This is a genomic window from Streptomyces sp. NPDC028991, assembly GCF_055564775.1.
This window is the reverse complement of sequence record NZ_JBVHVP010000005.1, coordinates 140,282-164,153: the sequence shown is the minus strand read 5'-3', so window position 1 is coordinate 164,153 and position 23,872 is coordinate 140,282. Positions and strand designations below refer to the sequence as shown.

The following is a 23,872-nucleotide window of genomic DNA, read 5'->3' as shown; positions in this document are numbered from 1 at the left end:
CAGCCATGTCGCCGGGTTGATGGAAGGGCAGACATGATCGCCTCAAAAGCGATTGCCTGAAAGGGCGTGCGGGTTCGAATCCCGCACCCGGCACCTTTGAAGCGGAGGCTCACGTTCTCGTGAACCTCCGCTTTTCGCTGCACACCACACTCCTCGGTGACGCACAGTGATCGCGCGAACCTCCACAGCACTGACGTACGACACAGGGCCCACTCAACACCTCCGTAGCCCGCAAAGCCTCCGTAGCCCTCATGGACGCCCACGTCGGCCCCGAGTACCGACGACCGGCCTACCGGAGACTGTCGTCCTCTCCGATGTGGTGCACCCGGACCAGGTTCGTCGTGCCCGACACCCCGGGCGGCGAGCCGGCGGTGATGACCACGACGTCGCCCTTCTCGCAGCGCCCGTAGCGGGTGAGCAGTTCGTCCACCTGGTCGACCATCGCGTCCGTGGAGTCCGCGTGCGGGCCGAGGAAGGTCTCCACGCCCCAGGTCAGGCTGAGCTGCGAACGTGTCGCCGGCTCGGGGGTGAAGGCGAGCAGCGGGATGGGTGAGCGGTAGCGGGAGAGACGGCGGACGGTGTCGCCGGACTGGGTGAAGGCGACGAGGTACTTCGCGCCGAGGAAGTCGCCGATCTCGGCGGCCGCGCGGGCGACGGCGCCGCCCTGGGTGCGGGGCTTGTTGCGTTCGGTCAGCGGGGGCAGGCCCTTGGCGAGGATGTCCTCCTCGGCCGCCTCGACGATCTTGGCCATCGTCCGCACCGTGTCGGTCGCGTGTTTGCCGACGCTCGTCTCGCCGGACAGCATGACGGCGTCCGTGCCGTCGATGACGGCGTTGGCGACGTCGGAGGCCTCGGCGCGGGTCGGGCGGGCGTTGTCGATCATGGAGTCGAGCATCTGGGTGGCGACGATGACCGGCTTGGCGTTGCGCTTCGCGAGTTTGATCGCGCGTTTCTGGACGATGGGGACCTGCTCCAGCGGCATCTCGACGCCGAGGTCGCCGCGGGCGACCATGATGCCGTCGAAGGCCGCGACGATGTCCTCGATGTTCTCCACGGCCTGTGGTTTCTCGACCTTGGCGATGACGGGGAGGCGGCGGCCTTCCTCGTCCATGATGCGGTGGACGTCGAGGACGTCCCGGCCGCTGCGGACGAAGGACAGCGCGATGACGTCGAAGCCGCCGCGCAGGGCCCAGCGGAGGTCGTCCTGGTCCTTCTTGGAGAGGGCGGGGACGGACACGGCGACGCCGGGGAGGTTGAGTCCCTTGTGGTCGGAGACCATGCCGCCCTCGATGACGGTGGTGCGGACGCGGGGGCCGTCGACGTCGGTGACCTCCAGGCATACCTTGCCGTCGTCGACGAGGACGCGTTCGCCGGGAGTGACGTCGGCGGCGAGGCCGGCGTAGGTGGTGCCGCAGACGTGGCGGTCGCCGTCGACGCCCTCTTCGACGGTGATGGTGAAGGTGTCGCCGCGTTCAAGGAGTACGGGGCCTTCGGCGAAGTGGCCGAGCCGGATCTTCGGACCCTGAAGGTCGGCGAGGGCGCCTACGCTGCGGCCGGTCTCGTCGGACGCCTTGCGGACACGGTGATAGCGCTCTTCGTGTTCGGCGTGGGTGCCGTGACTGAAATTGAAGCGGGCGATGTCCATTCCGGCGTCGACCAGGTCCTTGATCTGGTCGTACGAGTCGGTGGCGGGCCCAAGGGTACAGACGATCTTTGCTCGGCGCATGGGTCGAGCCTAAGACTTACCGACCGGTAGTTAATTGGCCACGCATGACCACTCAACAACCTTTGAGTAAAGGGCTATTGACAAGTGTTGAATTGTGCGACGGGCCGCTCCGATGAGCATTTCACCGGTCCGCCGCCCTTGACAGGCGTCGTGTTCAGGGCGGAATCTACGCGCGTTGTCAGTGATGTGACGGGTCACCAAGGAGAGTCAGCCATGCCGTTGAACCGCCGGAAGTTCCTGAGCAGATCCGCCGTGACGGGGGCGGGGGTGGCGCTGGCCGGCGCGGCGGTGGCGCCGGCCGCCGAGGCCGCTCCCGCGCACAAGGGCCGGCGTAGGTCCAAGCGGTACGCGCTGACGGTGCTGGGCACCACCGACCTGCACGGACACGTCTTCAACTGGGACTACTTCAAAGATGCCGAGTACGCGGACGCGGCGGGCAACGCCCAGGGCCTGGCCCGCGTGTCCACGCTGGTGAACCAGGTCCGCGAGGAGAAGGGCCGCCACAACACGCTGCTGCTGGACGCGGGCGACACCATCCAGGGCACCCCGCTGGCCTACTACTACGCGAAGGTCGACCCGATCACCGCCGAGGGCGGTCCGGTGCACCCGATGGCGCAGGCGATGAACGCGATCGGGTACGACGCGGTGGCGCTCGGCAACCACGAGTTCAACTACGGCATCGAGACGCTGCGCAAGTTCGAGGAGCAGTGCGATTTCCCGCTGCTCGGCGCGAACGCGGTGGACGCGAAGACGCTGAAGCCCGCCTTCCCGCCGTACTTCATGAAGACGTTCCGGGTGAAGGGCGCGCCGCCGGTGAAGGTGGCGGTGCTGGGGCTGACCAACCCGGGGATCGCGATCTGGGACAAGGCGTACGTGCAGGGGAAGCTGGCCTTCCCGGGACTCGAGGAGCAGGCGGCGAAGTGGGTGCCGAAGCTGCGTTCGATGGGCGCGGACGTGGTCGTCGTGTCGGCGCACTCCGGGTCGTCCGGTACGTCCTCCTACGGTGACCAGATCCCGTATGTCGAGAACGCCGCGGCCAACGTGGCCAGGCAGGTGCCGGGCATCGACGCCATCCTGGTCGGGCACGCGCACACGGAGATCGCCGAGTTGAAGGTCGTCAACGAGGAGACCGGCAGGACCGTGGTGCTGTCGGAGCCGCTGTGCTACGCCGAGCGGCTCACCTTGTTCGACTTCGAGCTGGTCTTCCGGCGAGGCCGCTGGCACGTGGAGTCGGTCAGGGCGTCGCTGCGGAACTCCAACACGGTCGAGGACGATCCGAGGATCACCCAGCTGCTGACGGACGAGCACGCGAAGGTCGTGGCGTACGTCAACCAGGTCGTCGGCACCGCCACCGAGACGCTGACGACGGTGGAGGCGCGGTACAAGGACGCTCCCGTCATCGATCTGATCACGAAGGTGCAGGAGGACGTGGTCAAGGAGGCGCTGGCCGGCACGGAGTACGCCGCGCTGCCGGTGCTGGCGCAGGCGTCGCCCTTCTCGCGGACCTCGGAGATCCCGGCCGGCGAAGTGACGATCCGGGATCTGTCGAGTCTGTACGTGTACGACAACACCCTGGTGGCGAAGCTGATGACGGGCGCCCAGCTGCGGGCGTATCTGGAGTACTCGGCGGAGTACTACGTGCGGACGGCGGCGGGTGCGCCGGTGGACGTGGACAGGCTGACCAACGCGAACGGCCGCCCGGACTACAACTACGACTACGTGTCGGGGCTGACGTACGAGATCGATATCGCCGAGGCGCCCGGTTCGCGCGTCAAGAACCTCGCGCACGGCGGTGCTCCGCTGGACGACGCCCAGGAGTTCGTGCTGGCGGTGAACAACTACCGGGCCAACGGCGGCGGTGCCTTCCCGCACGTGGCGTCGGCCCGGGAGCTGTGGTCGGAGTCGACGGAGATCCGCACCCGGATCGCCGAGTGGGCGACGGCGCGGGGTGTGCTGGACCCGGAGGACTTCGCGTCCGTGGACTGGTCGCTGACGCGGAACGGCACGCCGGTGTTCTGAGGCCGTACCTGCTGAGGCGGCCTCAGATTCCCTCCGCCAGCGGGGTCAGTGTCCGGTGGTCGCGCGCGGACGGGATCCGGGGCTGTCCGCGTTCCAGGCCGAAGGTGGTGAAGGCGGTGCGGTTCGGCAGCGGGTACGGTTCCCGCCCCGTCAGGTCGTTGAGGATCGTCGCGCTGCGCCAGGCGGCGAGGCCGAGGTCGGGTGCGCCGACCCCGTGGGTGTGGGTCTCGGCGTTCTGGACGTAGACCGATCCGGTGACGGAGGGGTCGAGGACGAGGCGGAAGCGCTCGTCGACGCGTGGGCGCTCGCGGCTGTCGCGCCGCATGTAGGGGTCGAGGCCGGCGAGTACGCGGCCGAGGGGGCGTTCGCGGTAACCGGTGGCGAGGACGACGGCGTCGGTGGTGAGGCGGGAGCGGGTTTTCTGCTGGGTGTGTTCCAGGTGGAGTTCGACCTGGGTGGTGGCGATGCGGCCGGCGGTGCGGACGTGGACGCCGGGGGTGAGGACGGTGTCGGGCCAGCCGCCGTCGAGGGTGCGCCGGTAGAGCTCGTCGTGGATGGCGGCGGCGGTGTCGGCGTCGATGCCCCGGTGGAGCTGCCACTGCGAGGCGACGAGCCGGTCGCGGACGGGCTCGGCGAGGCCGTGGAAGTAGCGGGTGTGGTCGGGGGTGAAGTGCTCTAGGCCGAGTTTGGAGTACTCCATGGGCGCGAAGGCCTCGGTGCGGCCGAGCCAGTGCAGCTTCTCGCGGCCGGGGGGCCGGTGGCGGAGCAGATCGAGGAAGACCTCCGCGCCGGACTGGCCGGTGCCGATGACGGTGACGTGTTCGGCGGCGAGGAGTGTCTCGCGGTGGTCGAGGTAGTGGGCGGCGTGGACGACGGGGACGCCGGGGGCGTCGGCGAGGGGTTTGAGCGGGTCGGGGACGTAGGGCTCGGTGCCGACGCCGAGGACGACGTTGCGGGCGTGGGTGCGGCCGAGTGCCTCGGCCTCCCCGTCGGCGTCGAGTTGGGTGTAGTCGACCTCGAAGAGGCCGCGTTCGGGGTTCCAGCGGACGGCGTCGACCTGGTGGTGGAAGCGGAGGGAGGGGAGGTTCTCGGCGACCCAGCGGCAGTAGGCGTCGTATTCGGCGCGCTGGATGTGGAAGCGTTCGGCGAAGTAGAAGGGGAAGAGGCGTTCGCGGGCCCTGAGGTGGCTGAGGAAGGTCCAGGGGCTGGCGGGGTCGGCGAGGGTGACCAGGTCGGCGAGGAAGGGCACCTGGACGCGCGCGCCGTCGATCAGGAGGCCGGGGTGCCAGTGGAAGGCGGTGCGCTGGTCGTAGAAGACGGCGTCGAGGCCGGTCAGCGGGTCGGCGAGGGCGGCGAGGGAGAGGTTGAAGGGGCCGATGCCGATGCCGACGAGGTCGCGGGTGGCGTCGGGGGTGTGGTGCGCGGGGGTGTGGTGCGCGGGGGTGTGGTGCGCGGGGGTGTGGTGCGCGGGGGTGTTCATCGCGGGACGTGTCCTTCCACGAGGGCCAGGAGGGCGGCCAGGTCGTCGGGCCGGGTGTGGGGGTTGAGCAGGGTCGCCTTGAGCCAGAGCCGGCCGTCGGCGCGGGCGCGGCCGAGGACGGCGCGGCCGGTGGTGAGCAGGGCCCGGCGTGTGGCGGCGACGGCGTCGTCGGTGGCGTGGGTGGGCCGGAACAGGACCGTACTGATGGTGGGTGGGGCGTGCAGTTCGAAGGCGGGGTGGTCGTGGACCAGGGCGGCGAACTGGCCGGCGAGCGCGCAGACCTCGTCGACGAGGGCGCCGAGTCCGGTGCGGCCCAGGGTTTTGAGGGTGACGGCGATCTTGAGGATGTCGGGGCGGCGGCTGGTGCGCGGGGAGCGGCCGAGGAGGTCGGGGAGGCCGGCGTCGGTGTCGTCGTCGGCGTTGAGGTAGTCGGCGCGGTGGTGGAGTGCGGCGAGGTCGTCGGGGTCCTGGACCGTGAGGAGGCCGGCGGCGATCGGTTGCCAGCCGAGTTTGTGGAGGTCGAGGGCGACGGTGTGGGCGGCTTCCAGTCCCGCGAGTTTGGCGCGGTGCCGTTCGCTGAAGAGGAGGCCCGCGCCGTAGGCGGCGTCGACGTGGAGGCGGGCGTGGTGGGCGGCGCAGCGGTCGGCGATGTCGGGCAGGGGGTCGATGAGGCCGGCGTCGGTGGTGCCGGCGGTGGCGACGACGAGGTGCGGGCCGGGGACCTGGGTCAGCGCTTCGTCGAGGGCGGCGGGGTCGAGGGTGCCGGCCGGGGCGGGGACGGTGACGGGTTCGGGCAGGCCCAGCAGCCAGGCGGCGCGGGGCACCGAGTGGTGGGCGCCCGCTCCGTGGACCAGGCGCAGGCCCGCGCCGTGCCTCTCGCGGGCGAGTAGGGCGGCGAGTTGGTTGGACTCGGTGCCGCCGGTGGTGACGAGGGCGTCGGCGGCGCCGGTCTCCCGGGCCAGGGCGCGGGTGACCAGGGCTTCCAGCGCGGTGGCGGCGGGGGCCTGGTCCCAGGAGTCGAGGGAGGGGTTGAGGACGCTGGCCGCGAGGTCGGCGGCGGCGGCGACGGCGAGCGGCGGGCCGTGCAGGTGGGCCGCGCACAGCGGGTGGGCGGGGTCGGCGGCGCCCTCGGCGAGGGCGGTGACCAGGACGCGGAGCGCCTCGGTCTCGCCCCGGTCGGGCAGGATTTCGCCGACCGCTTCCGCGACCCGGGCGGTGACGGCGTCGGGGCCGCCCGCGGGCAGGGGGCCTCCGCGTGCCGCCGCGCCGGTGCGCAGCGCGTCGAGCACGGTGTCGAGCGGGGTCCGCAGGGCGTCGGGGCCGTGCGGGCCCGAGGCTAGGGGCGGCAGGCCCATGGGCTGTCCTCCGGGCGCGATGCGTCGCGGCGGCGCGCGGCACCTCGACGAGGGGCGGCGGCCGGGTGACGGGTGGGCGGGGGTTCCAGCTTGAACGCGGTCGCGCGCGTGCGCCGGACAGCCCAACGATCACAACCCGAAAGGGGTATGCGCGCGGCCGGTCCCCGAAGCGGGGGACCGGCCGCGTCTGACGTCAGTCCGCGTCCGTCTCCTGTACCCGCAGGGCCCGGGCCAGGTCGTCGAGCTGGTCGGCGAGCTTGCGGCGCAGGGCGGGGACCGGGTCGGCGTCGCTCAGGCATTCCCGGCCGAGGCGCAGGTTGTCGGCGTCGACGGCGTGGGCGGGGAAGGCCCAGCGGCCGGCGGCGTCGGCGATGGCGGGGCCGCGGCGGGCGGCGACGGCGACCGCCTCGGGGTAGTAGCGCGGCACGTAGTCGCGCACGAGGTCGGCCTGTTCGGGCTGCCAGAAGCCCTGGGCGGTGGCGGTGAACAGGTAGTTGGAGAGGTCGTCGGAGGAGAACATGGTCTCCCAGGCGCGGCTCTTGGCCTCGGGGTGGGGCAGCGCGGCCAGGCAGCGGGCGGCGCCCTCCTGGCCGCTGGCGCTCGGGTCGCGTTCCAGCTCGGCGGTGATGGCGGCCTCGTCGGCGGCGCCGAGGACGGCGAGGCGGGTGAGGATGCGCCAGCGCAGCTCGGGGTCGAGTTCGGGGCCGCCGGGGACGGTGCCGTCGGCGAGCCAGGCGGCGATGGTGTCGGGGTGGGCGGCGGTGGCGATGCGGTGCCGTACGGCGATGAGGCGCAGTCCGGGGTGGTCGCCGTCCTCGGTGCGGCGGATGAGGTCGCGGCACAGGTCGGTCAGGGTGGTCAGGGCGGCGGGCCGCTGCTCGGGGGTGACGTAGCGGTCGGCGACCTGGCCGGCGGCGAAGGCGAGAACGCCGTCGACGAGGGCGAGGTCGGTCTCGTGAGGCAGGTGGGCGCGGGCGATGTCCAGGTAGGCGCCGGCGGGGAGTTCGCCGTCGCGGACGGCGTCGCGCAGGGCGTTCCAGACGACGGCCCGGGTGAGCGGGTCGGGCAGGCCGGACAGGCCGGTGCGCAGGGCGGCGAAGGACTCGGCGTCGAAGCGGATCTTGGCGTAGCTCAGGTCGCCGTCGTTGAGGACGGCCAGGGCGGGGCGCTTGCCGATGGGCCGGGGCTCGGCCTGGGGGACGTCGAGGTCGAGTCGTTCGCGCAGGGTGAGCCGGCCCTCGTCGGTGAGGTCCTGGTCGTAGAGGCCGACGGCGATGCGGTGGGGGCGGGTGCCGGTGCGGTCGACGGTGAGCGCGCGGCTGCCGTTGTCGCCGGTGACGCGTGGGGCGAGGGTGTCGACGCCGGTGGTGCGCAGCCAGGCGTCGGCCCAGGCGTGGACGTCGCGGTCGGTGGCGGCGGCGAGGGAGTCGATGAAGTCGGCGAGGTCGGCGTTGGCGAACTTGTGCCGGTCGAAGTGGGTGTTGATGCCGGCGAGGAAGTCCTTCTCGCCGAGCCAGGCGACGAGCTGGCGCAGGGCGGAGGCGCCCTTGGCGTAGGAGATGCCGTCGAAGTTGAGGAGGGCCGAGGCGGTGTCCTCGACGTGTTCGGGGGCGACGGGGTGGGTGGAGGGGCGCTGGTCGGCGTCGTAGCCCCAGGGCTTGCGGGTGACGCCGAAGTCGGTCCAGGTGTCGGTGAAGCGGGTGGCCTCGGCGGTGGTCTGGTAGCCCATGTACTCGGCGAAGGACTCGTTCAGCCAGATGTCGTCCCACCACCGGAGGGTGACGAGGTCGCCGAACCACATGTGGGCCATCTCGTGCGCGATGACCATGGCGCGGGTCTGCCGCTGGGTGGCGGTGACGGCGGAGCGGAAGACGAACTCGTCGCGGAAGGTGACCAGTCCGGGGTTCTCCATGGCGCCGGCGTTGAACTCGGGGACGAACGCCTGGTCGTAGGAGTCGAAGGGGTAGGGCTCGGTGAACTTCTCGTGGTAGCGGTCGAAGCAGCCGCGGGTGACCTCGAAGAGTTCGTCGGCGTCGGCGTCCAGATGCGGGGCGAGTGAGCGGCGGCAGTGGATGCCGAAGGGCAGGCCGCGGTGTTCGGTGCGCACGGAGTGCCAGGGACCGGCGGCGACGGCGACGAGGTAGGTGGAGATGAGGGGGGTGGTGGCGGCCTTCCAGTGGCCGTCGCCGGTGTGTTCGGTGATGCCGTTGGCGAGGACGGTCCAGCCCTGGGGCGCGGTGACGGTCAGGTCGAAGACGGCCTTGAGGTCGGGCTGGTCGAAGGCGGCGAAGACGCGCTGGACGTCGTCCAGGAACAGCTGGGTGTAGACGTAGGTCTCGCCGTCGGCGGGGTCGGTGAAGCGGTGCATGCCCTCGCCGGTGCTGGAGTAGCGCATGGCGGCCTCGACGCGCAGTTCGTGCTCGCCGGGGGTGAGGTTCTTGAGCGCCAGCCGGTTCTCGTCCAGGGTGTCCGGGCCGAGGGGGTGTCCGTCCAGGGTTACGGTGCGCAGCTCGGCGGGCTTGACCTCGACGAAGGTGTCCGTGGTGTCCGCCTCGCCGCGGACGGTGAACCGGATGACGGTGCGGGAGTCGAAGGTCTCGTCCCCACGGGTCAGGTCGAGGTCGATCGCGTAGTGGTGGACGTCGAGGAGCCGGGCTCGGGTCTGCGCTTCGTCGCGCGTCAGTACGGACATGCACGACATGCTGCCTGATGGGGTCGGCACGGCACAGAGGCGGATCGGTACGCGGATTATGTCCGGTCCGTACGAGGCCGCCGCGCCCCCGGCGTGCGCCCCGGTGGGCCGGGGACGCGGGGGCGCGCGCTCGCGGGACTCGGCTCAGCCGGAGGCCGGGGCCGTGCCGTTGCCGTTGCCGTTGCTCTCGGCGATGCGCTCGTGGTGGTGGATCACCTCGGCGATGATGAAGTTCAGGAACTTCTCGGCGAACGCCGGGTCCAGCTTGGCACTTTCGGCGAGGGCGCGCAGCCGGGCGATCTGCTTGGCCTCACGGGCCGGATCGGCGGGCGGCAGCTGGTGCCCGGCTTTGAGGTGGCCGACCTGCTGGGTGCACTTGAAGCGCTCGGCGAGCATGTGGACGACGGCCGCGTCGATGTTGTCGATGCTGTCCCGCAGCCGGGCCAGCTCTTCGCGGACGGCGGGGTCGACGGCACCGGTTCCGGCGTTGCTGGTGGTCATGAGCGCCAACCCTACGGGCGGACGCCGGGCCGCCGCAGTCCGTCTCAGGCCCCGAGAAGCCCGCCGGTGCCGCCGGCGCCGATGCGCTTGTGGAAGTACACGTCCTCGTGTCCGCCGGGCACGCCCTCGATACGGCCCCGCTCGCGGAAGCCGAGCGTCGGGTAGAAGCCGGGCGCCTGGAAGCTGTAGGTGGACACGATCATGTCGGTGCAGCCGCGCCGGACGGCCTCCTCCTCCGCCGCCCGCATCAGCCGGCTCCCCCAGCCGGCCTGCCGCCGGTCCTCGCGCACCCACAGCATGTCCACGGAGGCGAGAGTGCCCCAGGTCCAGGCGGTGAGGCCGCCGACCAGGACGCCCGCCTCGTCGGTGACGCGCACGGTGAGGGGTTCGGTCCGCGCGCCGTCGGCGGCCGCGGTGTTGAAGGCGGTCAGCTCGGCGTCGAGCCGCTGTTCCAGGTCGTCGTCCGCGCCGCCGACGTGCAGGGAGGCGGTGGCGGCGGGGCGCTGTTCGCTGGTCACGGTCCCGGATTGTGCCGTAGGCCGGAGCGCGGGGCGAACGGTTTCCGCCGGGCGGCGCGGGTGGCGGTGCGACGCTCCCCGTACGGTGGCGCTCCTCGTACAGTGGGAGAAGGGTTCAGGCGTCTTGGGGGTTCAGACGTGGCGAACGGCGGACCGGTCGAGCACGGTTACCCGCACCTGGAGACGGTGCGGGCCGCCGTCACCGCGCTCTACAGACGGCTGTCGTACGACACCGTGCGGACGTTCTCGGCCAGCGTGGCCCCGGGCGACGTGGCGTTCTGTGACACCGACGACCTGTATCTGGGCGCACAGCGGGTGGCTCACGAGCTGGTGCGTCACTATCACCTCCCCGATGCCCGGATGATCGTCTCCTTCCGCGAGATGACGCACGCGGCGACCGTCGAGCTCGCGGCGGGCCCCGAGTACTTCATCGAGCTGAACGACCGCTTCCGCACCCACCGCCGGGACATCGGCGCGGCCCTCGCGCACGAGGTGATGCACGTGTACCTGCACCGCCTCGACCTGTCCTTCCCCGGCACCCGGGACAACGAGATCCTCACCGACACCGCGGCGGCGTACCTGGGCGCCGGCTGGCTGCTGCTGGACGCCTACCGGGAGGACTCGGCGTCGTCGCAGAAGCTCGGGTATCTGACACCGGAGGAGTTCGGCTACGTCCTGGCCAAGCGGGCGCTGGTCTTCGGGGAGGACCCGTCGGTGTGGTTCACCAGTCCGCAGGCCTACACGGCGTACGTCAAGGGCATGGCCCGGGCCCGCCGGGACGAGCAGCAGCCGCCGCTCACCGCGGCCGGCTGGGCGGGCCGCCGCCGGTACGCCCGGGACCGCCGCCACGCCCAGGACCCGCACGCCGCCTCCGTTCCGCGGACGGACGGCGGCCCGTACTCCTTCACTCCCGAGGAGCGTGGACCGCTGCGGGTCTCGTTCCCCTGCCCGACCTGTCATCAGCGGATCCGGGTGCCGGTGCGGGGGCGGGTACGGGCACGGTGCGGGCTGTGCCGGACGGTGCTGGAGTGCGACACCTGAGTGGACACGCGGACGGGGCGGACGGTGCTTCAATGCGCGCATGACGGAGACGATCAGGGAGCCCTGGGGGCTCAGTGTGTTCGGTGCGGGCAGTGTGCGGGTCGAACCGCAGCTGGTGCGGGTGAAGCTGGCGGTGGACGTGCTGGAGCCCTCGCCGGACCGGGCCTTCCGGGAGGCGGGCACGGCCGTGGCGCGGCTGCGCGACGTGTTGCGCCGCCACGGGATACCGGACACCTCGGTCTCGGGGTCCCGGCTCACGCTCAGCTCGGAGTACAACGGCTACGGCGGTGAGCGGACGTTCGCCGGCTACCGCTGTCAGGCCTCGTACTCCGTGGAGACCGGGGCGCTGGACGATCTCCAGCGGCTGATCGTGGACGCGGTCGACGCGGGGGCGCACCGGATCGACAGCGTCGAGTTCGACGTGCACGACAAGCCGGCGATGCGCGACGAGGCCCGCCGCAGGGCCGTGGCCGCCGCCCGCCGGAAGGCCGAGGTGTACACGGAGGCGGCGGGCGTGCGGCTGGGCCCGGTGGTGCACGTCCAGGACGTGGACGCCGAGTCCTTCGCCCAGTACCGCGGCCACGGCGGCGGGGGCGGCAGCTCGGCCGGCGACCTGGCGCCGGGGATGGTGGAGGTGTCGGCGGGCGTGGTGCTGGGGTACTCCCTGACGCACTGACGCCGTCTCAGGCGGGCCGCACGATGCCCTGCGCGCGTGCGGCCGTCAGCCACCTGGGGAACTCGTCCACCAGGCGGTCGTACAGCTCGGCGTCGGTCACCTTCTGCGGGTCGCGGCCCACGTGGAAGAACCCGGCGTTGTCGACGACCCGCTTCTCCGGTACCGCCAGTTCGTCGAGCCCCCGCAGGTACTCGAACTGGCGGCTGTCCGGGTCGCCGAAGCCGACGAACTGCCAGAACAGCGGCAGGTGTGCCGCCTTGCACAGGTACCGCTGCGCGGCGAGCCGGTTGATGGGGCCGCCGTCGGTCTGGAAGACGACCAGGGCGGGGTGGCGGGCGCCGCTGTCGAGGTAGTGGTCGATGACGGCGTCCATGGCCACGTGGTAGCTGGTCTTGCCCATGTGCCCGAGGCCGGCCACGATCCGGTCGATCCGTCCCCGGTGGTCGGCGAGCGCGATCTCGGTGACGGCGTCGACGTCCGTGGAGAAGAACACCACCGGCACGGTGCCGTCGTCGTCGAGGTGCGCGGACAGCCCGAGCACCCGGTCGGCGAGCGCCTGCACGCTGCCGTCCTTGTAGTACGGCTTCATCGACCCGGAGTAGTCGACGACGAGGTAGACCGCCGCCCGGGCCCCCTCCAGCCCGTGCTTGGTCAGCGACACCCCGGCGCTCTTGTAGAGATCGACCAGCGCCGGCGCGGTCTCCCGCACCTTGGTGAGACTGATCGCGGCCATGCGGACTCCCCCGTCACCCCGTACGTACGGCATCTGGCTGCCGAGGTTACGGCACGGCGCACCCCGCCTCTCAGCTCGTCCACCGGCGTTCGCTACTTTGTTCGCCGCCGTCCCCACCGGCTCACCGTCCGTCCCGTCCCGAGGAGCCGGCCGTGGATTCCGAGTCCACCGTCACCACCTGCTACCGCCATCCCGCGGTGGAGTGCCATGTCCGCTGCACCCGCTGCGAGCGCCGCATCTGTCCCGACTGCATGCGCGAGGCGTCCGTGGGGCACCACTGCCCCGACTGCGTGAAGGCGGGGGCGCGGTCCGTACGGCAGGCCAGGACGATCGTCGGCGGGCGGGTCTCGACGACGCCCGTGGTCACGTACGTGCTGATCGGGCTCAACGTCCTGGCCTACCTGGCGGAGTCGGTGCGTCCGCAGGTCGTGGACCGGTTCGAGATGGTCGGGGCGCGGCTGGTCGGCCCGGACGGCGGCCACTACGTCTACCAAAGCGGTCACGTCGGCGGTTTCCACGCCGAGGGGGTCGTCGCCGGCGAGTGGGAGCGGATGCTGACCAGTGCCTTCCTGCACCTGGAGCCGACCGAGGGCACGTTCGGGATCCTCCACATCGTGATGAACATGGTCGCGCTGTGGCAGCTGGGGCGTGTGGTGGAGCCGATGCTCGGCCGTATCCGCCATGCCGTGCTCTACTTGCTGTCGGCGCTCGGCGGCTCGGTACTCGAACTGCTGCTCGCCGACCCCGGTCAGCCCTCGGTCGGCGCGTCCGGCGCGATCTTCGGCCTGGGGGCCGCGTACTACGTGCTGGCCCGCCGGGTCGGCGCGGACATGGCCTCCGTCAACCGCTTCATGGCGTTCCTGCTGCTGTGGCTGGTGCTCTCCGCCGGGCTCACCTCCTGGCAGGGCCACCTCGGCGGACTGCTGGCGGGCGGTGTGGTGGCGTCGGCGTACGCGTACGCGCCCCGGGACGGGCGCCGGGTGGCGGTGCAGGCGGGTGCCTGCGCGGGGCTGGTGGTGCTGCTGGCGGTGACGGCGGCGGTCAAGGTGTCGGAGATGTCAGGTGGAGGGATCCCCCAGTGAAACGTGCCGGTGTGCTGCTCCTCGCGGCCGTTCCCGTGATCGCCACGGGGGTGTACTTCGTGATGCCGACGGACTCGGCCGACGCCCCCGTGACGCCGCCCGCGGCCACCACCCAGTCGTCCCGTGAGGACGCCAAGAGCCGGGCCGAGCAGGAGCGGGAGGCGGACGACGCGCTGATCGCCGGCCTGCCGCCGGGGCTCGCCGCCCCCGCGAAGAAGGAGCTGGCCCAGCAGCTGGTGTCCAGCGCCGAGAACTCGACCACGAAGTGGCGCACCTCGTACGGCGCCATCGAGGATCTGGGCGACGGGTGCGGTTACACGGCGGGCATCATCGGCTTCTGCTCCGGCACCCACGATCTGCTCAACCTGGTCGAGCGCTACACCGAGGCCCATCCGGGCAACGGCCTGGCGAAGTACCTGCCCGCTCTGCGCGAGGTCGACGGCAGCGACTCCCACGAGGGGCTGGACCCGGGCTTCACGGCCGCCTGGCAGGCGGAGGCGGAGCTCCCGGCGTTCCGCGAGGCCCAGGAGGAGGAGCGCGACCGCGTCTACTTCGAACCGGCCGTCCGCCTGGCCAAGCTGGACGGCCTCGGCACGCTGGGCCAGTTCGTGTACTTCGACGCGATGGTCTTCCACGGCCCCGACACGGACGCCGAGGGCTTCTACGGGCTGCGCGAGCAGGCCATGCGCAAGGCGAAGACGCCGGGGCAGGGCGGCTCCGAGAAGGCCTACCTGGATGCCTTCCTGGACGTGCGCCGGGAGGCCATGAGGGCGAAGCGTCCGGGTATCGACACCTCGCGAGTGGACACGGCGCAGCGCCGGTTCCTGGAGGCCGGGAACATGAGGCTCGACACGCCTCTGGTGTGGGAGATGTACGGGGAGACCTACCGGCTGCCGTAGGCGCGCATGCGACGGCGCCTGCCCTTTGTCCGGTCGGGGACGGGGCAGGCGCCATCAGTGTTCCGCACGCCTTTGTGCGGGACGTTCTTCGGTTGTCCGTCCGTCAGACCGCGAGGGCGCGGTCCGTCGGCCGGATCGGGGCCGGCAGTTCGCTGGCTCCGGTCAGGAAGCTGTCGGCGCCGCGGGCGGCCGAGCGGCCCTCCGCGATCGCCCAGACGATGAGCGACTGGCCGCGGCCGGCGTCACCGGCGACGAACACACCCGGCACGTTGGTCTGGAAGTCGGCGTCCCGGGCGATGTTACCCCGTGCGTCGAGCTCCAGGCCGAACTGGTCCACCAGCCCGTTCTCCCGGTCGGTGCCGGTGAAGCCCATGGCGAGGGTGACCAGCTGGGCCGGGATCTTGCGCTCGGTGCCCGGCTTCGGGGTGAGCTTGCCGTCGACGAACTCGACCTCGCTCATGTGCAGCCACTGGACGTTGCCGTCCTCGTCGCCCTCGAAGTGGGTGGTGGAGACGGCGTAGACCCGCTCGCCGCCCTCCTCGTGGGCCGAGGTGACCTTGTAGAGCATCGGGAAGGTCGGCCACGGCTGGCGCACCGCGTCCCGCTCCTCGCCCGGCCGGGGCATGATCTCCAGCTGGGTGACGGAGGCCGCGCCCTGGCGGTGGGCGGTGCCCACGCAGTCGGCGCCGGTGTCGCCGCCGCCGATGACGACGACGTGCTTGCCCTCGGCGGAGATCGGGGGCGCCACGTAGTCGCCCTCCTGGACCTTGTTGGCCAGGGGCAGGTACTCCATCGCCTGGTGGATGCCGTTCAGCTCGCGGCCGGGGACCGGCAGGTCGCGGGCGGTGGTGGAACCGGCGGCGATGACCACGGCGTCGTAGCGCTTCTTGAGGTCGCCGGCCTTGAGGTCGCGGCCGATCTCGACGCCGGTGCGGAAGCGGGTGCCCTCCGCGCGCATCTGCTCGATACGGCGGTTGATGTGCCGCTTCTCCATCTTGAACTCGGGGATGCCGTAGCGGAGGAGGCCTCCGATGCGGTCCGCGCGCTCGTAGACGGCGACGGTGTGTCCGGCCCGGGTGAGCTGCTGGGCCGCGGCCAGGCCCGCCGGGCCCGAGCCGATGACGGCGACGGTCTTGCCCGACAGGCGCTCGGGGATCTGCGGGGCGACGTCCCCGGTCTCCCACGCCTTGTCGATGATCGAGACCTCGACGTTCTTGATGGTGACCGGCGGCTGGTTGATGCCGAGCACGCACGCCGACTCGCACGGAGCCGGGCACAGGCGGCCGGTGAACTCCGGGAAGTTGTTGGTGGCGTGCAGGCGCTCCTGCGCGGCCTGCCAGTCCTCGCGGTAGGCGTAATCGTTCCACTCGGGGATCAGGTTCCCGAGCGGGCAGCCGTTGTGGCAGAACGGGATTCCGCAGTCCATGCACCGGCTGGCCTGCTTGCTGATGATCGGCAGCAGGGAGCCGGGGACGTAGACCTCGTTCCAGTCCTTGACGCGCTCCTCGACGGGGCGGGTCTTGGCGACCTCGCGCCCGTGGTTCAGGAAGCCCTTGGGATCAGCCATTGGTCGCCGCCTCCATCATCTTCTCGGTGGTCTCGGTCTCGGAGAGACCGGCTCGCTCGGCGGCGTCCTTGGCGGCGAGCACTGCCTTGTACGTACTGGGGATGATCTTGCTGAAGCGCTCCACGGCGGCGGGCCACTCGGCGAGCAGCTTCTCGGCGACGGTCGAGCCCGTCTCCTCCCGGTGCCGGCGCACCACGTCGTGCAGCCACTGCTTGTCGGCGTCGTCGAGGGCCTCGATCGCGCCGACGTTGCCGGCGTTGACGTTGTCGCGGCGCAGGTCGACGACGTACGCGATGCCGCCGGACATGCCGGCCGCGAAGTTGCGCCCGGTCTCGCCGAGGACGACCGCGTGGCCGCCGGTCATGTACTCGCAGCCGTGGTCGCCCACGCCCTCGGAGACGACCAGCGCGCCGGAGTTGCGGACGCAGAAGCGCTCGCCGACCTTGCCGCGCAGGAACATCTCGCCGCCGGTGGCACCGTAGCCGATGGTGTTGCCGGCGATGGTGGAGTACTCGGCGAGGTGGTCGGCGCCCCGGTCGGGGCGGACGACGATGCGGCCGCCGGAGAGACCCTTGCCGACGTAGTCGTTGGCGTCGCCCTCCAGGCGCAGCGTGATGCCGCGCGGGACGAAGGCACCGAAGGACTGGCCGGCGGAGCCGGTGAAGGTGATGTCGACGGTGTCGTCGGGCAGGCCCGCGCCACCGAACTTCTTGGTCACCTCGTGGCCGAGCATGGTGCCGACCGTGCGGTTGATGTTGCGGATCGCGACCTGGGCGCGCACCGGCGCGGCGTCGGTGGCCTCGGAGGCGGCCAGCGCGTCCGACGCGAGCTTGATCAGCTGGTTGTCGAGCGCCTTCTCCAGGCCGTGGTCCTGGCCGACGGCCTGGTGGCGCACCGCGCCCTCGGGCAGCGCGGGCACGTGGAACAGCGGCTCCAGGTCGAGGCCCTGTGCCTTCCAGTGGTCGACGGCGCGGGTGACGTCGAGGGTCTCGGCGTGGCCGACGGCCTCCTCGATGGAGCGGAAGCCCAGCTCGGCGAGGATCTCGCGGACCTCCTCGGCGATGAACCGGAAGAAGTTCACGATGTACTCGGCCTTGCCGGAGAACCGGTCGCGCAGCACCGGGTTCTGGGTGGCGATGCCGACCGGGCAGGTGTCCAGGTGGCAGACGCGCATCATGACGCAGCCGGAGACGACGAGCGGCGCGGTCGCGAAACCGAACTCCTCGGCGCCGAGCAGGGCCGCGATGACGACGTCCCGCCCGGTCTTGAGCTGCCCGTCGGTCTGGACGACGATCCGGTCGCGCAGGCCGTTGAGCAGCAGGGTCTGCTGGGTCTCGGCGAGGCCCAGCTCCCAGGGACCGCCCGCGTGCTTGAGCGACGTGAGCGGGGAGGCGCCGGTGCCGCCGTCGTGGCCGGAGATGAGGACGACGTCCGCGTGCGCCTTGGACACACCCGCCGCGACCGTGCCGACGCCGACCTCGGAGACCAGCTTGACGTGAATCCGCGCCTGCGGGTTCGCGTTCTTCAGGTCGTGGATCAGCTGGGCCAGGTCCTCGATGGAGTAGATGTCGTGGTGCGGCGGCGGGGAGATCAGGCCGACGCCCGGAGTGCTGTGCCGGGTCTTGGCGACCCAGGGGTACACCTTGTGGCCGGGCAGCTGGCCGCCCTCGCCGGGCTTGGCGCCCTGGGCCATCTTGATCTGGATGTCGTCGGCGTTGACCAGGTACTCGCTGGTGACGCCGAAGCGGCCGGAGGCGACCTGCTTGATCGACGAACGCCGCGCCGGGTCGTACAGGCGCTCCGGGTCCTCGCCGCCCTCACCGGTGTTGGACTTGCCGCCCAGCTGGTTCATGGCGATGGCGAGGGTCTCGTGCGCCTCCTGGGAGATGGAGCCGTACGACATGGCGCCGGTGGAGAAGCGCTTGACGATCTCGGAGACGGGCTCGACCTCGTCGATGGGGATCGGCTGCCGGCCGTCGGCTCCGGCCTTGAAGCCGAAGAGCCCGCGGAGCGTCATGAGCCGCTCGGACTGCTCGTTCACGCGCTCGGTGTACTTCTTGAAGATGTCGTACTCGCCGGAGCGGGTGGAGTGCTGGAGGCGGAAGACCGTCTCCGGGTCGAACAGGTGCGGCTCGCCCTCGCGGCGCCACTGGTACTCGCCGCCGATGTCCAGCGCCCGGTGGGCGGGCGCGATGCCGCTGGCCGGGTAGGCCTTGGCGTGGCGGGCGGCGACCTCCTCGGCGATCACGTCGATGCCGACGCCGCCGATCTTGGTGGCGGTGCCGTTGAAGTACTTGGCGACGAAGGCCTCGTCGAGGCCGACGGCCTCGAAGACCTGGGCGCCGCGGTAGGAGGCGACGGTGGAGATGCCCATCTTGGACATGACCTTGAGGACGCCCTTGCCGAGGGCGTAGATCAGGTTGCGGATGGCCTGCTCGGGCTCGCCGTCGACGGCCTGCAGGAAGGTGCCCGCGCGGACCAGGTCCTCGACGGACTCCATGGCCAGGTACGGGTTGACCGCCGCGGCGCCGTAGCCGATGAGCAGCGCGACGTGGTGCACCTCGCGGACGTCGCCGGCCTCGACCAGCAGGCCCACCTGGGTGCGCTGCTTGGTGCCGATGAGGTGGTGGTGGACGGCCGCGGTGAGCAGCAGCGACGGGATCGGGGCGTGCTCGGCGTCCGAGTGGCGGTCGGAGAGGACGATCAGCCGGGCGCCGTTCTCGATCGCGGCGTCGGCCTCGGCGCAGATCTCCTCTATGCGCGCGGCCAGCGCGTCACCGCCGCCGTGCACCCGGTAGAGACCGGAGAGGGTCGCGGCCTTGAAGCCGGGCATGTCGCCGTCGGCGTTGATGTGGATGAGCTTGGCCAGCTCGTCGTTGTCGATCACCGGGAAGGGCAGCAGGACGCTGCGGCAGGACGCGGCCGAGGGCTCGAGCAGGTTGCCCTGCGGGCCGAGCGAGGAGCGCAGGGAGGTGACCAGTTCCTCGCGGATCGCGTCCAGCGGCGGATTGGTGACCTGCGCGAAGAGCTGGGTGAAGTAGTCGAAGAGCAGCCGGGGGCGGTCGGAGAGCGCCGCGATCGGCGAGTCGGTGCCCATGGAGCCGATCGGCTCGGCGCCGGCCTTGGCCATCGGCGCGAGGATGACGCGCAGCTCCTCCTCGGTGTATCCGAAGGTCTGCTGGCGGCGGGTGACCGAGGCGTGGGTGTGCACGATGTGCTCGCGCTCGGGCAGGTCGGACAGTTCGATCTCGCCGGCCTCGATCCACTCGGCGTACGGCTGCTCCGCCGCGAGCTGGGCCTTGATCTCGTCGTCCTCGATGATGCGGTGCTCGGCGGTGTCCACGAGGAACATGCGGCCGGGCTGCAGGCGGCCCTTGCGGACGACCTTCGCGGGGTCGATGTCCAGGACGCCGACCTCGGAGCCGAGGACGACGAGTCCGTCGTCGGTGACCCAGTAGCGGCCGGGGCGCAGGCCGTTGCGGTCGAGGACGGCGCCGACCTGGGTGCCGTCGGTGAAGGTGACGCAGGCGGGTCCGTCCCAGGGCTCCATCATCGTGGAGTGGAACTGGTAGAAGGCGCGCCGGGCCGCGTCCATCGAGTCGTGGTTCTCCCACGCCTCCGGGATCATCATCAGCACGGAGTGCGGCAGCGAGCGCCCGCCGAGGTGCAGCAGTTCGAGGACCTCGTCGAAGGAGGCGGAGTCGGAGGCGTCCGGCGTACAGATCGGGAAGATCCGGTCCAGGTCGGAGGACGATCCGAAGACGTCGGAGACGAGCTGGGACTCGCGGGCGACCATCCAGTTGCGGTTGCCCTTGACCGTGTTGATCTCGCCGTTGTGCGCGACGAAGCGGTACGGGTGGGCGAGCGGCCAGGCCGGGAAGGTGTTCGTCGAGAACCGGGAGTGCACGAGCGCGATCGCGGAGGCGAAGCGGCGGTCGGACAGATCGGGGAAGAAGGGCTCCAGCTGGCCGGTGGTCAGCATGCCCTTGTAGACGATCGTCCGCGCGGACAGCGACGGGAAGTAGACGCCGGCCTCGCGCTCGGCGCGCTTGCGCAGCGCGAAGGCGCGGCGGTCGAGGGCGATGCCCCGCGACTCCCCGTCGGCCACGAAGATCTGGCGGAAGACCGGCATCGTCGAACGGGCCGTGGTGCCCAGCATCTCCGGGGCGACCGGGACCTCGCGCCAGCCGAGGACGGTGAGGCCCTCCTCGGTCGCGATCGTCTCGATCTGCGAGACGACGTCCTCGGTGCCGTCCCCCGGCAGGAAGGCGATACCGACGGCGTACGCCCCGGCCTCGGGCAGCTCGAATCCGGCCACCTCGCGGAAGAAGGCGTCCGGCACCTGGGAGAGGATGCCCGCGCCGTCGCCCGAGTCGGGCTCGGAGCCGGTGGCACCGCGGTGCTCCAGGTTGCGCAGCACGGTGAGTGCCTGGTCGACCAGGGTGTGGGACGCCTCGCCGGTGAGAGTGGCGACGAAACCGACGCCGCAGGCGTCGTGCTCGTTGCGGGGGTCGTACATACCCTGCGCGGCAGGGCGAGCATCCATGAAGGACCGGTTCTGGCCATTCGCGGAGTGCTGGGACGGCTGGCGCGGCGTACGCATCGGCTCTCCCGTCGTCGTCATCTGGCATGTGCGGCTGCCGAGGGACGACGTTGGCCCTCTGCGTGAGTGCAAAATTTGGTGCAGGCTACATGATGGAGCGTTTCTCGGGAAGCGGGATAATCCGTTCCAACATGCGGACGCCGAGCGGTTCGCGGCGGGGGTACCGCGCCCGGCGGTGGAGGCTATGGAGGCCGAAGCGGACAGATCGATGCCCGTCGGCCCGAAGGCGCGGAGGGAGCACCGTCGCTCGCCCCGCGGGTGCGCGGCAGGCGTCATTGCCCGCAGCGCTTACGGCTCATGCCCGGAGATTACGCACTCGAAACCAGCGAGTAACGGCTACTTATGCGTGCTGCCGCATAAGTTCGAGCCGGACTATCCTACGGCCGTTCCGAACAGGCTGCCCAGGGCGTACGTCACACCGGCCGCCGCACCGCCGAGGGCGAGCTGCCGCAGCCCGCTGTACCACCAGCTGCGTGCCGTCACCTTGGCCACCACCGCGCCGCACAGGAAGAGCCCGGCCAGCGCGAGCACGACCGCGGGCCACAGCGCACCGGCACCCAGCAGGAAGGGCGCCACGGGGAGCAGGGCGCCCAGCGCGAAGGAACCGAAGGACGACACGGCCGCGACCGTCGGTGAGGGCAGGTCACCGGGATCGATGCCCAGCTCCTCACGGGCGTGTATCTCCAGCGCCTGCTCGGGGTCGCGGGACAGCTGCCGGGCCACCTCACGCGCGAGCTTCGGCTCGACGCCCCGCGCCTCGTAGAGCGCGGCCAGCTCGGCCTCCTCGTCCGCCGGGTGCTTCCTCAGCTCCCGTCGCTCCACGTCCAGCTCGGCCTCGACCAGCTCGCGCTGCGAGGCGACGGAGGTGTACTCGCCGGCGGCCATGGAGAAGGCGCCGGCGGCGAGACCGGCGAGCCCGCTGATCACCACGGTCTGCTGACTCGCCGTGCCGCCGGCGACACCGGTCATCAGGGCGAGGTTGGAGACCAGTCCGTCCATCGCGCCGAAGACTGCGGGGCGCAGCCAGCCGCCGTTCACGTCGCGGTGCGTGTGGTTGTCGCGGTGCGCCTCGTGCAGCGGCGCCTCGGTCTCGATGATGGCCATGAGGGTCCCCCGGGAGATTGATTTCGGAGCCAGTTTGGACAGTTTCTACTTCTCGACAACACCCAATCTACGTCGGTCATTTCCGCCTCGCCAGCAAGGAAAGGCTGGGCTTACCTGCGGGTTTACCCTCCTGTGCTCATTCGTGATCATGCCCGCGCAGATGTCGACCGGGTGACGCTGAGCCCTGTGAGGCTGCGCGCCGCACCGCACCGGGGACAGATGCGCAAAGGGAGAGGAGAGGCCGCATGGCATCCACCGCCTGCATTCCCCCGGCCGCCGCGCACGGGGACGCCGTCGGGCTCCGCGAACGGGCCCGGGGCGCGCTGCTGGGACTGGCCGTCGGTGACGCCCTCGGGGCGCCGGCCGAGAACATGAAGCCCTCCGAGATCCGCGCCCGCTGGGGCCGCATCACGGGGTACGTGGCCGAGAAGCCGGCCGGCACCGACGACACCGAGTACGCGATCTTCTCTGGCCTGCTGCTGGCCCGGTACGGCTCCGCGCTGACCCCGGCCGATGTGGAGACGGCCTGGCACGAGTGGATCGCGGACCGTGAGGAGGGCCCGTTCCGGGGCGCGGGTTTCAGCGAACGCGGCACCCTGGAGAACCTGCGCCGGGGCCTGGCCGCCCCCATCTCGGCCCAGCACCGCCATGCCTGGAGCGACGGGCTGGCCATGCGGGCCGCGCCCTACGGCGTCTTCGCCGCGGGCCGTCCCGCCGAGGCGGCCCGGCTGGTGGCGATCGACGGCTCGGTCAGCCACGAGGGCGAGGGCATCTACGGCGGCCAGGCGGTGGCGGCGGGTGTCGCGGCGGCGATGGCGGGGGCGCCGACCGTCGCGGTCGTGGCCTCCGCGCTGGCCGTCGTCCCGGACGACTCCTGGACGGCTCGCTGTCTGCGCCGCGCGATGAACGCGTCCCACCTCGGGGAACGCGCCGTCCGCTCCGCGGTGGTCATCGGCGGCTACCCCTGGACCGACCTGGCACCCGAGGCGGTCGCCCTCGCCTTCGGCGCGTACGCGGCGGCCGACGGCGACTTCACGGACGCCGTGCTGACGGCCGTCAACATGGGCCGCGACGCCGACACCACGGCGGCGGTCGCCGGTGCCCTGGCCGGCGCGACCCAGGGGGCCGCCGCCATCCCGGCCGAGTGGGCGTCGGCCATCGGCCCGGCCCGCGGCAGCTGCCTCCCGGCGATGGCCGGCCACCACGTGCTCGAGGTGGCCGACCTCCTGACGGGGGGCACGGAGCCCTCGAAGGACCGCGCGGACACCACCCGGCCCGGGGAGATCCCACAGGACGAGCCCCCGCACCGGGGCGTCGCCCCGCCCCCGGCCGAACCCACCACACGGCACACCGGTCCCGTGCCGTACCCCGCCGACACGGTCCCCGCCGGGCCGGGGCCCACGCCGGGGCACGAGCCAGGGCCCGCACCGGGCGGTCGACTCGCTCCGGTACCGGGCGACGGGCACACGCACCAGGGCCCGCACCGCGCGCTCACACGGCGCAGCGACTCGGTACACGCAGACGCCCCGGCGGCAGCGGGCCGACACCCGGCGCAGCCCGGCCCGACCGACCCGGAGGCGAGCACCGCAGGGCGTGCAGGGCGCGAGCCGGTGCCGGACGACGACATGGCGGCGGGGGTGGCACCGTGAGCAGGGCACGTCCCGGCGGTGAGGAACCGGTCACCACCGCGTACGTCGCCCCGCCCGGCGCACCGGAGGAGGCCCCGTCCGCCGGGAGCGGGCACCGGCCGGGGAGCGAAGCCACCGCGCCGGGGACCGACACCACCGCACCGCCCCACACCACACCCGGGACCGACACCACCACACCGCCCCACACCCCACCCGGGACCGAGACCACCGCACCGCTCCACACCACA

The 23,872-nt window shown here is 71.7% G+C and carries 15 protein-coding genes, 1 tRNA gene and 1 pseudogene; 7 read left to right on the top strand and 10 right to left on the bottom strand.

All coding sequences use genetic code 11. From position 1 onward, the window contains the following. Positions 1-10 precede the first annotated feature (10 nt). A tRNA-Leu gene (locus tag ACZ4V1_RS13385) sits at positions 11-93 on the top strand. A 196-nt stretch (positions 94-289) separates the two neighbouring features. Here ACZ4V1_RS13385 and pyk read toward each other — a convergent pair. Next, positions 290-1,726: a pyruvate kinase gene (gene pyk, locus ACZ4V1_RS13380; protein ID WP_468333955.1), complete on the bottom strand. Its 1,437-nt coding sequence runs from the start codon at positions 1,724-1,726 to the stop codon at positions 290-292. A 213-nt stretch (positions 1,727-1,939) separates the two neighbouring features. Between pyk and ACZ4V1_RS13375 the strand changes: the two genes are divergently transcribed. Next, a complete protein-coding gene (locus ACZ4V1_RS13375; protein ID WP_468333952.1) occupies positions 1,940-3,745 on the top strand; it encodes a bifunctional metallophosphatase/5'-nucleotidase in 1,806 nt (601 codons plus the stop codon). Positions 3,746-3,767: 22 nt separating this feature from the next. On the opposite strand, the gene ACZ4V1_RS13370 is transcribed toward ACZ4V1_RS13375, so the two are convergent. The 5 genes from ACZ4V1_RS13370 to ACZ4V1_RS13350 form a co-directional block, all read right to left on the bottom strand. After that, entirely contained in the window at positions 3,768-5,225 is a 1,458-nt protein-coding gene (locus ACZ4V1_RS13370; RefSeq protein WP_468333949.1) for a lysine N(6)-hydroxylase/L-ornithine N(5)-oxygenase family protein, read from the bottom strand. Then, on the bottom strand, positions 5,222-6,580 hold the full coding sequence (locus ACZ4V1_RS13365; RefSeq protein ID WP_468333946.1) for a pyridoxal phosphate-dependent decarboxylase family protein: 1,359 nt from the start codon (positions 6,578-6,580) through the stop codon (positions 5,222-5,224). Before ACZ4V1_RS13365 ends, ACZ4V1_RS13370 begins: the two co-directional genes overlap by 4 nt. Positions 6,581-6,773: 193 nt before the next feature. Next, positions 6,774-9,272, bottom strand: coding sequence for an aminopeptidase N (gene pepN, locus ACZ4V1_RS13360; RefSeq protein ID WP_468333943.1), 2,499 nt, complete (start codon positions 9,270-9,272; stop codon positions 6,774-6,776). A 144-nt stretch (positions 9,273-9,416) separates the two neighbouring features. Beyond that, positions 9,417-9,773, bottom strand: coding sequence for a chorismate mutase (locus ACZ4V1_RS13355; protein WP_468333940.1), 357 nt, complete (start codon positions 9,771-9,773; stop codon positions 9,417-9,419). 44 nt (positions 9,774-9,817) lie between these two features. Further along, positions 9,818-10,291 carry a GNAT family N-acetyltransferase gene (locus ACZ4V1_RS13350; protein ID WP_468333937.1) on the bottom strand — a complete coding sequence of 158 codons (474 nt, stop codon included), beginning with the start codon at positions 10,289-10,291 and terminating at the stop codon, positions 9,818-9,820. A gap of 138 nt (positions 10,292-10,429) precedes the next feature. On the opposite strand from ACZ4V1_RS13350, the gene ACZ4V1_RS13345 reads away from it, so the two are divergent. Then, on the top strand, positions 10,430-11,332 hold the full coding sequence (locus ACZ4V1_RS13345; protein WP_468333934.1) for a hypothetical protein: 903 nt from the start codon (positions 10,430-10,432) through the stop codon (positions 11,330-11,332). Positions 11,333-11,372: 40 nt separating this feature from the next. Next, on the top strand, positions 11,373-12,008 hold the full coding sequence (locus ACZ4V1_RS13340) for an SIMPL domain-containing protein (protein WP_468333931.1): 636 nt from the start codon (positions 11,373-11,375) through the stop codon (positions 12,006-12,008). Between the two features lie 7 nt (positions 12,009-12,015). On the opposite strand, the gene ACZ4V1_RS13335 is transcribed toward ACZ4V1_RS13340, so the two are convergent. Continuing rightward, complete coding sequence (locus ACZ4V1_RS13335) at positions 12,016-12,741, bottom strand: VWA domain-containing protein (RefSeq protein WP_468333928.1); 726 nt, start codon at positions 12,739-12,741, stop codon at positions 12,016-12,018. Between the two features lie 152 nt (positions 12,742-12,893). Here ACZ4V1_RS13335 and ACZ4V1_RS13330 point away from each other — a divergent pair, with 152 nt between their 5' ends. Together ACZ4V1_RS13330 and ACZ4V1_RS13325 are read left to right on the top strand one after the other, a co-directional pair. After that, positions 12,894-13,823 (top strand): rhomboid family intramembrane serine protease, encoded by a 930-nt coding sequence (locus tag ACZ4V1_RS13330; RefSeq protein ID WP_468333925.1) that lies wholly within the window; start codon positions 12,894-12,896, stop codon positions 13,821-13,823. Then, positions 13,820-14,722: a chitosanase gene (locus tag ACZ4V1_RS13325; protein WP_468333922.1), complete on the top strand. Its 903-nt coding sequence runs from the start codon at positions 13,820-13,822 to the stop codon at positions 14,720-14,722. The genes ACZ4V1_RS13330 and ACZ4V1_RS13325 overlap by 4 nt, the downstream gene beginning before the upstream one ends. Positions 14,723-14,825: 103 nt before the next feature. Here the strand turns inward: ACZ4V1_RS13325 and ACZ4V1_RS13320 are convergent, their stop codons facing one another. From ACZ4V1_RS13320 to ACZ4V1_RS13310, 3 genes are all read right to left on the bottom strand, one after another. After that, complete coding sequence (locus tag ACZ4V1_RS13320; RefSeq protein ID WP_468333919.1) at positions 14,826-16,289, bottom strand: glutamate synthase subunit beta; 1,464 nt, start codon at positions 16,287-16,289, stop codon at positions 14,826-14,828. Beyond that, the gene (gene gltB, locus ACZ4V1_RS13315) at positions 16,282-20,835 is read right to left on the bottom strand and encodes a glutamate synthase large subunit (RefSeq protein ID WP_468333916.1); all 4,554 of its coding nucleotides are present in this window, start codon (positions 20,833-20,835) and stop codon (positions 16,282-16,284) included. Before gltB ends, ACZ4V1_RS13320 begins: the two co-directional genes overlap by 8 nt. Before the next feature lie 429 nt (positions 20,836-21,264). Then, entirely contained in the window at positions 21,265-21,996 is a 732-nt protein-coding gene (locus tag ACZ4V1_RS13310; protein WP_468333914.1) for a VIT1/CCC1 transporter family protein, read from the bottom strand. Positions 21,997-22,241: 245 nt separating this feature from the next. Here ACZ4V1_RS13310 and ACZ4V1_RS13305 point away from each other — a divergent pair. Next, positions 22,242-23,240: pseudogene (locus tag ACZ4V1_RS13305) on the top strand (ADP-ribosylglycohydrolase family protein); the annotation flags it as partial. Positions 23,241-23,872 lie beyond the last annotated feature (632 nt).

Coding starts and splice junctions, on each gene's coding strand:
- pyk (WP_468333955.1), bottom strand. CDS start 1,726: ATGCGCCGAGCAAAGATCGTCTGTACCCTTGGGCCCGCCACCGACTCG.
- ACZ4V1_RS13375 (WP_468333952.1), top strand. CDS start 1,940: ATGCCGTTGAACCGCCGGAAGTTCCTGAGCAGATCCGCCGTGACGGGG.
- ACZ4V1_RS13370 (WP_468333949.1), bottom strand. CDS start 5,225: ATGAACACCCCCGCGCACCACACCCCCGCGCACCACACCCCCGCGCAC.
- ACZ4V1_RS13365 (WP_468333946.1), bottom strand. CDS start 6,580: ATGGGCCTGCCGCCCCTAGCCTCGGGCCCGCACGGCCCCGACGCCCTG.
- pepN (WP_468333943.1), bottom strand. CDS start 9,272: ATGTCCGTACTGACGCGCGACGAAGCGCAGACCCGAGCCCGGCTCCTC.
- ACZ4V1_RS13355 (WP_468333940.1), bottom strand. CDS start 9,773: ATGACCACCAGCAACGCCGGAACCGGTGCCGTCGACCCCGCCGTCCGC.
- ACZ4V1_RS13340 (WP_468333931.1), top strand. CDS start 11,373: ATGACGGAGACGATCAGGGAGCCCTGGGGGCTCAGTGTGTTCGGTGCG.
- ACZ4V1_RS13335 (WP_468333928.1), bottom strand. CDS start 12,741: ATGGCCGCGATCAGTCTCACCAAGGTGCGGGAGACCGCGCCGGCGCTG.
- ACZ4V1_RS13320 (WP_468333919.1), bottom strand. CDS start 16,289: ATGGCTGATCCCAAGGGCTTCCTGAACCACGGGCGCGAGGTCGCCAAG.
- gltB (WP_468333916.1), bottom strand. CDS start 20,835: ATGGATGCTCGCCCTGCCGCGCAGGGTATGTACGACCCCCGCAACGAG.
- ACZ4V1_RS13310 (WP_468333914.1), bottom strand. CDS start 21,996: ATGGCCATCATCGAGACCGAGGCGCCGCTGCACGAGGCGCACCGCGAC.